Genomic DNA, 9,065 nt, shown 5'->3' on the forward strand with positions numbered 1-9,065 from the left:
TCGCATTGGTGGAGCGTTTGCGGGACGTAGGATTCGCACATGACTCTCGATCATGGCGACCCGGGTGACGCACCCTCCGTTCCAGCACCTCTCACCGAGGTCATCGACTCGACTCGACCTTCGGCGGCCGAAGAGGCCCAGACGATCGCGGCGTCGACGAATGCCGGCACGCTGGCCAGCCTGACCGCAGACGGCGACCCCTGGGCCTCGTTCGTCACCTACGGATTGCTCGCCGGGGCACCGGTCCTGTGTGTCTCGAACATGGCCGAACACGGACGGAATCTTGCCGGTAACCCGCGCGCCAGCATCGCGATCGTCGCCCCCAACGCGCAGTCCGATCCCCTCGCGAGCGCGCGGATCACACTCGCCGGCCACGTCGAACGCCCGACCGGTGACGAACTCGCCGCGGCACGCGAGGCACACCTGGCCGCGGTCCCGGCTGCGAAGTACTACGTCGACTACAGCGATTTCGCTCTCTGGGTCCTGCGAGTCGAACGCGTTCGATGGGTGGGCGGCTACGGCCGGATGGATTCAGCGTCTGCGCAGGCCTATCTCGCGGCCACCCCGGATCCGGTGACTCCCGGGGCCGCGCCCGCCATCGAGCACCTCAACAACGATCACGCCGATTCCCTCAAAGAGATGGCACAGGGGCTCGGCGGATTCCCGGACACCACGGAGGCCGTGTGCACCGGCGCCGATCGCTACGGCCTCGACCTCCGCGTGGTCACGCCCCGCGGAATCGCGTACACCCGCGTGGGATATGCCACGCCGATCACCGCGGCCGCCGACCTGCGGATGGCCACCGTCGAACTGGCTAAGCGCGCGAGGTCGGCGCTGTCAGACCCACCTGCCTGACGCCGGCCTTCCGGACCTCGGTGGGTGTACTACCCCACCACCGACGCGCGCACCGGGTGAGCGTTGCCTGCTCGGTGAGCCCGATCATCGCGGCCACCTGCCCCATCGGCATGTCGGTGGTGGTGAGGTACCGGCGCGCCTCGGTGCGCCGCACCGAGTCGAGAATCGCCGAGAAAGACGTCCCCTCCGCAGCCAGCCGGCGCTGCAGCGTGCGTGGATGGGTGGCGAGTAGCCTTGCCACAGAAACGATCTCGGGTGGAGAAGTACCCAGCACCTGCCCGATCGCGGCCCGGACCCGCGGCGCCGCGTCGGGACCGGTATCGGACGCCTGCTCGGCAAGAAACGCCCGCGACAACATTCGGAGGTTCTTGTCGGCACCGGCCAGAGGCCGGGCTGCGAGGCTGGTGGGAACGCGCAGCATCGCCGCCTTCCGGTTGACCCGAACCGGCACGCCGAAGAACTCCTCGTAACGGTCGAGGGATGCCGCGGGTTGATAGGGCAGCTCCACGGTCCGCAGGCCGTAGGGGCCACCCATCAGTCGCTCGATCGATCGATGGAGAAATCCCAGTCCGAGGTCGGTGCCCTGAACCGTCACCTCCAGGTCGGTGCGGGACCCGTACCGTAGCGCCACCACACCGGAGACCTCATACGGATCGGCCTCGAGCCCCAGACTCAACGACTCGGCGTGCACGAACAGGTACCTCGAGGTGCATTCGAGCGCATCTGCCAGGGTCGACGAGTTCGCGATCGCCAGCGCGAGCGGACCGAGCATGCCGAGGTCCTGCCGTGCGGCGAGCCTCAACCCCAGGTCGGGGCAATCCAACTGCTGCGCCGCCAGTTCAAGCGTGTCCGCCATCGCGAAGTCGGAGACCAGCAGATCATCGCTGTCGAGTGCGGCGGGAGGAAGCCCCGCGGACCGGGCGAGGTGTTCGGCATCGCCGCCCAGTTCGGCCACCAGTGCCCGAAAGCCCCGCAGACCGGCCGATCGGATCACGGACATGTCGTCCATGATCAAATAGTTGTCGCCCAGAATCAAGCGGTGAGACGAAGTAGTACGGAGACTTGATGCATGTCGATCACAGTGAATGACGAATTCCCGGGCACCGCTCCGACGGCCGATCTCGACGTGGTCATCATGGGTGCGGGGCTGTCCGGAATCGGAGCGGCGTTCCGCCTCCAGACCGAATGCCCCGATCTGTCGTACGCGATCCTCGAAGCCCGCCACGGCATGGGTGGTACGTGGGATCTGTTCCGTTATCCGGGTGTGCGTTCGGATTCCGACATGTTCACTCTGGGCTATCAGTTCCGCCCGTGGCGTGGCGAGAAATCCATCACCGACGGCCCCTCGATCCTGCAGTACATCCAGGACACCTCCGCCGAGTTCGGCATCGACGACAAGATCCGCTACCGCACAAAGATTGTTGCCGCGGACTTTTCGACCGCAGTCGGCCTCTGGACCCTGACCACCCGGGAGACCAACCCGGTGGGCGCCGTCACCGAGCAGACCCTTCGATGCCGGTTCCTGTATTCGTGCGCGGGCTACTACAACTACGACAAGGGTTACTCCCCGGACATCCCCGGCCTCGACACCTTCGCCGGACGTGTTGTGCACCCCCAGTTCTGGCCCGAGGACCTCGACTACGCCGACAAGCAGGTGGTCGTCATCGGCAGCGGCGCGACCGCGGTGACGCTCGTTCCGTCGATGGCCCCGACAGCCGCGCACGTGACGATGCTGCAGCGCTCGCCGACCTGGATCAGCGCGGTCCCGAGCCGGGACAAGATCGCCGACAGGCTCCGCTCGGTCCTGCCGCCTCGCGCCGCACATCGTCTGATCCGGACCAAAAACATCCTCTACAGCACCGGCGTCTACCAGTTCTGCCAGCGACGGCCGCAGGCCGCACGTGCGCTGCTGACCAAATTGAGCACCAAGATCCTCGACGATCCGGCAGTGGTGGCCGAACACCTCACGCCGTCGTACAACCCGTGGGATCAGAGACTGTGCGCCATCCCGAACGCCGATCTCTTCCGGGCGATGAAGAAGGGTGACGCCGAAATCGTCACCGACCACATCGCTTCGGTGGTCCGCGACGGTATTGTCCTGCGGTCCGGACGGACACTGCCCGCCGACGTGATCGTCACCGCCACCGGTCTGGAACTACTGGCCTTCGGCGGTCTCGAACTGCGGGTCGACGGCGACCCGGTCGAATTGTCGAAGCAATTCGTCTGGCAGGGCGCGATGATCACCGGGGTTCCCAACTTCGCCATCTGCATCGGCTACACCAATGCCTCGTGGACGTTGCGGGCCGATCTGACGTCGCGACTGGTGTGCAAGGTCCTGAACTTCATGGAGCGCAACGACTATGCGGCAGTCGTTCCCAAGCGTGACCCATCGCTGAAAGCGCAGCCGCTGCTCGACCTGGCATCGGGTTACGTCCAGCGGTCGATCGATTCCTTTCCACGCCAGGGCGATCGCAGCCCATGGAAGGTCCGGCAGAACTATCTGCTCGATTCGGCCACCACGCTGAGGGCAAATCTGAGCAAAACACTGGAGGGAACGCCTCGAGCGTCAGCGACATCGATGCGTTCCGCTTCACTCGCGGCCCAGAAATAGTCCGGCACAACCCAATCCACCGACAACGACTCAGCGGGCACCGAGGATCTCCTCGCGTGCACCGCTGATCACGTCGTCGAGGTCGAGACCGTACGTCGGACCCGCGGTTACCCGATACGCCGAAAACGCCGCAGTTGCCCGCTCCAGGACTCGCGTCGCACCGCGGTGATTGCCGCGCGCCTCGTGAGTCAGCGCCACACAGACCTGCGCGAGGCCCTGCCACAAAGCTCGTTCGTCCTCGGGGCACGTCTTCCATCGAACCTCGTACACCTCGTGCGCCGAGAACGGCCTGCCCTGTTCGAGTAGCGCGGTGGCCGCGGTGATCGTTTCCGCCGGCGGCAGCGGCTCTTCGGACACCGGCTCGACACCGACGGAGCCATACGGCAGCGGACGACCGAGTTCATCTCGCGGTCGCGCCTGCCTCGCACGACCGTCACCGTCCCGGTCACGGTGACCGTTCATGTGGAAATCACCTCCCTCACCGACTTCCTCACCTTCTGTGGGTGAACTTCCATCGTGACGCACTCCGGCGCGCAGTCAACGGTTTACGGTGATGGTCGGCCGCGTTGATGACCGACCACTCATCTGCGTGCACCGTCTCGCAGCCACCGAGGATTGAGGATCACCCATGGAGCCATCCCCTGTCGGCCAGCCCCTCGACGAATCGGAGCGCGCTGAACTCCTCCGGCTCCGCCGCCAGGTCGCCGATGCACCAGCCGGACAGTCCGCTGACGGCACCACCAGAAGCGAACACCGGGGCCTGCGCTGGACCGCCACCGCCTTGCTCCTCGTCCTCGTGGCAATTCTTGCGTACTCGGCTGTGTTGTCGCGTTTCGCCCGCGCGGAAGTGCTCGACACCGATCGCTACATCGAAACAGTGACGCCGCTGGCCGAGAGCACCGTCCTGCATGACGAGTTGGCAGCGCAGATCACCGACGAGATCATGAGACAGGCCAACATCGAAAAGGTCACCAACGACGCGCTGACCGCGCTGACCGAGAACGCCCCGAACGTTCCACCGGCCGTGGTGGGTCTGGCGCCGGTACTCGCCGGGCAGGCCCAGTCGTTCATCGAATCGACCGTGCAGCGATTGCTCGCCTCCGATCAGTTCCAGACGCTGTGGGTCGAGGCCAACCGGCGGGCCCACGAGAATCTGGTTGCTGTTCTGACCGGTGATCACGCCAAGGCCATCCAGGTCGACGACGACGGCACCGTCAGCATCGAATTGAAGCCCGTCATCGACCGGGTCAAAGGGGCCCTGACCGACCGCGGGTTCTCCTTCGCCTCGAACATCCCGGAGATCAACAAGTCGTTTGTGATCTTCCGGTCACCCGATCTGGTGAAGGCACAACGCGCGGTCTCCGCATTGGACAAGGCCGCAACGGTGTTGCCGTTCCTGGTCCTGCTGGTCGGTGCGGCGGCGATCTGGGCCGCGCCCAAGGGATCTCGACGACGGGCGTTCTCATTGTTCGGCGTCAGTGTCGCCATCGCGATGGCGTTGCTCGCCATCTCGATCAGTATCGGCCGATCGATCTATCTCGACGCGGTGCCGCCTGATGTCATGTCGACTGACGCGGCAGCCGTGCTGATCGACACCCTGGTGGTGCCGTTGCGCACCAGCCTGCGCGCCGTCGCGGTTCTGGCCATCGTGATCGCTCTCGTCGGCTATCTCACCGGTTCGTCCACATCGGCGGCAGCGATTCGCGGTGCCTTCAGCAAGGGCCTGAACCGTACGAGGGGCAACGCAAGTGGTCGTATCCCGCACCCGGCGGAGATCTACGCGGCCCGGTTCCGCCTGCCGCTGCGGGTCGGGATCATCGCGATCGCGATTCTCGTCCTGGTCTTCTGGGATTACCCGTCGGGCCTGGTGGTGATGATGACCGCACTCATCGCGGTTCTTGCGTTGCTGGCGGTCGAGCTGCTCGCCAGACCCGCCATCGGGTATGCCCCGGCCGACCCCGAGGTGGACACGACCGACCAGATCGCGACGACCAGTTCGACCGGTGCCGACGAGCAGGGCACCTGATCGCCTATCGTTTCCGACAGGCACTTCACAAGAGCGGAGACGGTATGAAAAAGCTTGTCGCACTGGTTTCATTTGTCAGCTGCATGCTATTTGCGGCGGCGTGCAGCAGCGAGGACATCGACAAGGCCACCAGCGCGGTGCGCAGCAGCGCCGAAAGAGCCATGGACAACGTCTCCACCGCAGCCGGAGACGTCCAGGACAACGCCTATACCGAGGCACTGCAATCGCAGGACGCCTCGTTTGGCACCCGCGAGGAACAGATCGCCGCGGCACGGACGGCCTGCGATGACCTGTCCGGTGGAACAAGCCTGAACGACACGGTGACGTCGACGGCGGACTCGACCGGGCTCAGCGACTCGAAGGCTCGCACGTTGATCAACATCGGGGTACCGATCTACTGCCCCTCAAATGTCGGCAAGTTGGCCGGCAACTGAGCCCGAGGTAACCAGTATCAGCGGGGGATCACCGGCTGGTGATCCCCCGTCTCGCGCCTTCAGTCCGCAGCCAGTGTCTCGAGCCTGGTGCGGATCTTCTGCACCCGCGCGCGAACGTGCTCCAGCTCCCGATCCGACGTCGCGACCTGACCTGTTGCGGCCTGCTCCGCGCGCCGGGCGAACTGTAGTTCCTGTTCCGCCTGGGTGAGTTGCTCCCGCAGATCGTCGACCCTGGCGGCCGCGTCGCTCAGAGTTGACGCCGCCCGATCCGCGTCGTCTTGTGCTGTGCGGGCCGTCGATTCCGCCTCTCGCTGCGCTTCTTCGGCGTCGACGAGCTGTGACCGCGCCTCGTTGAGCGCCTCCTCCGACACCTCCTCCCGGGTGGCCCGAGATCGTGCGCGCTTCTGCTCGCTGCCGCCGACCAACGTGAGTCCGGCCGGCCCCATTCCGCTGTAGCTGACGGCGGACAGCAGTCGCCCCGCCCGGACGAGTTCTCCGATCTCGGGATCTGCCAGCGCCGCGTGCAACGACTGTCCGACCTCTCGAAGCGCAGTTTCGCTCGCCTGATATCCGTGATCGGCGGCCAACGCGCCCGCCTGCTTGGCCATCGCCCGAACGACGTGCTGGCGCTGGGTGGTCAGGGTTCGCAGGTCGTCACCGGCCAGGTGCCGTTGGGCGTCACGCATCGCCTCACCGAGTTCGAGGAGATTCGTGACGTCCTCGGCGCGTTCGCGCGCCAGGATGTTGACCATCCACGCAACAGTGGTCGGGCGTCGCAGCGCCGCGATCTTGTTGGCGAGTGCGCGATCCCCGTCGGATCGGGCCTCCTTCGCCCGCGCTGTGCGGATCTCTACAAAATCTGCCGGCTCCAGGCCGTACAGTTCGTCGGTCACCTCATTGATGTCCACTGCGATCGCCCCTGCCGATGACTACGAGTCGGCGGTCACCTTACTCAGGAAGAACACCGGGATCAATCGATCGGTCCGCTCTTCGTAAATCGCGAAGTTCGGCCAGATGTCGAGCATGATCGCCCACACCTCATCACGCTCGGGTCCAGTGATCTCTCTCCAGTTGACCTTCAACGTCTTTCCGCGATGGACGACCTCGGCCGTCTGGCAGGCCCGCAGGTTCAGCACCCACGTGGGCATCTTTGGATTGCCGAAGTACGAGCCGGCGATGAGCCAACCGTCATCCTTCAGCGCACACAGAAGGGGTGTCGACCGAATGTTGCCGGTCTTCCGTCCGGGCACGCGCAGAACGATGTTCGGCAGGCCCGCGATGTCGAGCACACTCACGCGCCCTCTCGTGAGGCGCTGGAGTTGAACGTCCGACTTCTCAATCAGCGGAAGCATTTTCGGCATCCACGAGACCGCGCCAACTTTTACCGCCAATGGCGTCAGAATCCCCACTGGCACAGGCTACCCATTACAGCCCTTCCCCACCGCATGGGTCCGCCGCGGACTCCGCGCCCTGACCGGGCGCGGAGTCCGCGGCGGACCGGACGGCAACGTCAGCGGTTGGCGCCGACCAAGTCGTCCGAGCGCTTGCTGTCCGCGCCGAGCCAGCTCACCTTCGTGCCCAGCACGCCATCGATGCTGAACTTTCCGGCGCCGACCACCGCGAGCAGCAGCGCACCCATTCCCAACGACAAGACGAGTTCGTAACCGCCATCGGCCACCCAGATGCCGTTGTCGATGTGGGTGACGAAGAGCGCGCCGAGCATGTCGAGGAAGAACAGCGCACCGATGATCGGGGTCAGGACGCCGGCGATCAGAGCGATTCCGCCGAGGATCTCGAGCCAGGTGACCACAAAGGCCGACACCGTGGGGAGCGGCACGTCCATCATCTCGAACCCGGTCTTGGGTCCGGCCCATCCGTTCTGTTGGAACTTCTGAAGGCCGTGCGCGAGGAAGACGACGCCGAGACCGATGCGCGCGACGAGAATGCCGGCGCTGCGAATGACGGGGTTATTCATGTCTGAACTGCCTTAATGTGGGTATTTGACTTGACGTATCAAGTTGACAGTACAAATTTATAGTTGATGTGTCAAGTGACTCGTCAAGTGACCGCGGTCGTAATAGACTGCGAAAATGCAGACTGGGCCGGAGCCGAATTGGCTCGACGACGAGGAGATGGACGCCTGGATCCAGGTCGCGATCGCACTGGCACGCCTGCCTCACGCACTTGACGCACAGCTACTTCGCGACGCCCAGCTCACCCATTTCGAGTACGAGGTCCTCTCGGCGTTGTCGGAGGCCCCCGACCGCACGTTGCGGATGAGCGCATTGGCCGATCTGTCCTACGGGTCCCTGTCGCGGCTGTCCCACGTGGTCACACGACTCGAAAAACGCGAATGGGTTCAGCGGTTCCCGTGCCCGGAGGACGGGCGGTTCACCAACGCCGTACTGACGGACGCAGGGTGGGACAAGGTGGTCCAGACCGCACCGGGATATGCCGCCAATGTCCGGTCACTGGTCATCGACCGGCTCAGTCGCGCCCAGATCCGGCAGCTCGCGGCGATCGGCAAACGCATCAACGCGGGCTCGCCGCCCGCCCGCTGACCCCCCGCCCGCGAGACGATCGCCGACTCACGGAGCCAACGTGAACCAATCGGCGAATCCCGAGGGGTCGTGACGCCCCAGCGCGCCGTGTTCGAACAGCCCGAACCCCTCGACACCATCGCCTCCGGGTCCGGTGCAGACGGCTCGTCCGACGTGGTCGATCACCCCGAACATCATCCGGCCGGCCACCGCGGGGTCGGTGATGTCGTAGCTGACCCGTTCGACGAACTTCTCACCGTGCCACGTGCCGTGAATCCAATCGGGGTCACCGCCGTATCCCCCACCGACGTGAATGGGGACCGCCAGTCGCGATTCGACCTCGAGCAGCAGCGGATGTCCGTCTGCCGTGGTGCATTCGATCGTTGCGCCGGTGGGAGTCCGGGTGCCGGACGCATAGCGGATGGCCACTCTGGGCCACCCGAGTTGCTCGGTTCGGCCGTCAGCCCACACTCGGGTGCAGTCGTTGAGGGTTCGGAAGCCGGTCGGATCCTCCTGAATGATGAGGATGACCGCGAAATTCTCGAAACGCATCGGCACGTAGAGCCACCACATGCCCTCGAACGGCGGATCGGCGGGCC

The 9,065-nt window shown here is 65.2% G+C and carries 10 protein-coding genes and 1 pseudogene; 5 read left to right on the forward strand and 6 right to left on the reverse strand.

The annotated features are described in order from the left end of the window. The first annotated feature begins 39 nt into the window (after nt 1–39). A complete protein-coding gene (locus tag VIQ49_RS15755; RefSeq protein ID WP_331886241.1) occupies nt 40–855 on the forward strand; it encodes a HugZ family protein in 816 nt (271 codons plus the stop codon). Here VIQ49_RS15755 and VIQ49_RS15760 read toward each other — a convergent pair. Continuing rightward, the gene (locus VIQ49_RS15760) at nt 815–1,864 is read right to left on the reverse strand and encodes an AraC family transcriptional regulator (protein ID WP_331886243.1); all 1,050 of its coding nucleotides are present in this window, start codon (nt 1,862–1,864) and stop codon (nt 815–817) included. The two genes, VIQ49_RS15755 and VIQ49_RS15760, sit on opposite strands and share 41 nt — an antisense overlap. A 60-nt stretch (nt 1,865–1,924) precedes the next feature. On the opposite strand from VIQ49_RS15760, the gene VIQ49_RS15765 reads away from it, so the two are divergent. Beyond that, on the forward strand, nt 1,925–3,466 hold the full coding sequence (locus VIQ49_RS15765) for an NAD(P)/FAD-dependent oxidoreductase (protein ID WP_331886245.1): 1,542 nt from the start codon (nt 1,925–1,927) through the stop codon (nt 3,464–3,466). A gap of 30 nt (nt 3,467–3,496) precedes the next feature. Here VIQ49_RS15765 and VIQ49_RS15770 read toward each other — a convergent pair whose 3' ends face one another. Next, entirely contained in the window at nt 3,497–3,928 is a 432-nt protein-coding gene (locus VIQ49_RS15770; protein WP_331886247.1) for a DUF309 domain-containing protein, read from the reverse strand. Nucleotides 3,929–4,094: 166 nt separating this feature from the next. On the opposite strand from VIQ49_RS15770, the gene VIQ49_RS15775 reads away from it, so the two are divergent. Then, entirely contained in the window at nt 4,095–5,492 is a 1,398-nt protein-coding gene (locus VIQ49_RS15775) for a hypothetical protein (protein ID WP_331886249.1), read from the forward strand. Between the two features lie 44 nt (nt 5,493–5,536). After that, a complete protein-coding gene (locus VIQ49_RS15780) occupies nt 5,537–5,926 on the forward strand; it encodes a DUF732 domain-containing protein (protein WP_331886251.1) in 390 nt (129 codons plus the stop codon). 59 nt (nt 5,927–5,985) lie between these two features. Here VIQ49_RS15780 and VIQ49_RS15785 read toward each other — a convergent pair whose 3' ends face one another. The 3 genes from VIQ49_RS15785 to VIQ49_RS15795 all read right to left on the reverse strand — a co-directional run bounded on the left by VIQ49_RS15785 (nt 5,986) and on the right by VIQ49_RS15795 (nt 7,901). Further along, nucleotides 5,986–6,834 (reverse strand): hypothetical protein, encoded by an 849-nt coding sequence (locus VIQ49_RS15785; protein ID WP_331886253.1) that lies wholly within the window; start codon nt 6,832–6,834, stop codon nt 5,986–5,988. A 21-nt stretch (nt 6,835–6,855) separates the two neighbouring features. Next, a complete protein-coding gene (locus VIQ49_RS15790; RefSeq protein WP_331886255.1) occupies nt 6,856–7,278 on the reverse strand; it encodes a nitroreductase family deazaflavin-dependent oxidoreductase in 423 nt (140 codons plus the stop codon). 158 nt (nt 7,279–7,436) lie between these two features. After that, nucleotides 7,437–7,901 carry a DoxX family protein gene (locus VIQ49_RS15795; protein ID WP_331886257.1) on the reverse strand — a complete coding sequence of 155 codons (465 nt, stop codon included), beginning with the start codon at nt 7,899–7,901 and terminating at the stop codon, nt 7,437–7,439. 115 nt (nt 7,902–8,016) lie between these two features. Here VIQ49_RS15795 and VIQ49_RS15800 point away from each other — a divergent pair, with 115 nt between their 5' ends. Further along, complete coding sequence (locus VIQ49_RS15800) at nt 8,017–8,487, forward strand: MarR family winged helix-turn-helix transcriptional regulator (RefSeq protein WP_331886259.1); 471 nt, start codon at nt 8,017–8,019, stop codon at nt 8,485–8,487. A gap of 27 nt (nt 8,488–8,514) precedes the next feature. Here the strand turns inward: VIQ49_RS15800 and VIQ49_RS15805 are convergent. Further along, nucleotides 8,515–9,065: pseudogene (locus tag VIQ49_RS15805) on the reverse strand (hypothetical protein); the annotation flags it as partial.

It is taken from the genome of Williamsia sp. (assembly GCF_036566845.1).
Classification (GTDB): domain Bacteria; phylum Actinomycetota; class Actinomycetes; order Mycobacteriales; family Mycobacteriaceae; genus Williamsia.

Excerpts from the sequence above, each read along its gene's own strand:
- VIQ49_RS15755 (WP_331886241.1), top strand. The coding sequence starts at position 40 with ATGACTCTCGATCATGGCGACCCGGGTGACGCACCCTCCGTTCCAGCA.
- VIQ49_RS15760 (WP_331886243.1), bottom strand. The coding sequence starts at position 1,864 with ATGGACGACATGTCCGTGATCCGATCGGCCGGTCTGCGGGGCTTTCGG.
- VIQ49_RS15765 (WP_331886245.1), top strand. The coding sequence starts at position 1,925 with ATGTCGATCACAGTGAATGACGAATTCCCGGGCACCGCTCCGACGGCC.
- VIQ49_RS15770 (WP_331886247.1), bottom strand. The coding sequence starts at position 3,928 with ATGAACGGTCACCGTGACCGGGACGGTGACGGTCGTGCGAGGCAGGCG.
- VIQ49_RS15775 (WP_331886249.1), top strand. The coding sequence starts at position 4,095 with ATGGAGCCATCCCCTGTCGGCCAGCCCCTCGACGAATCGGAGCGCGCT.
- VIQ49_RS15780 (WP_331886251.1), top strand. The coding sequence starts at position 5,537 with ATGAAAAAGCTTGTCGCACTGGTTTCATTTGTCAGCTGCATGCTATTT.
- VIQ49_RS15790 (WP_331886255.1), bottom strand. The coding sequence starts at position 7,278 with ATGCTTCCGCTGATTGAGAAGTCGGACGTTCAACTCCAGCGCCTCACG.
- VIQ49_RS15795 (WP_331886257.1), bottom strand. The coding sequence starts at position 7,901 with ATGAATAACCCCGTCATTCGCAGCGCCGGCATTCTCGTCGCGCGCATC.
- VIQ49_RS15800 (WP_331886259.1), top strand. The coding sequence starts at position 8,017 with ATGCAGACTGGGCCGGAGCCGAATTGGCTCGACGACGAGGAGATGGAC.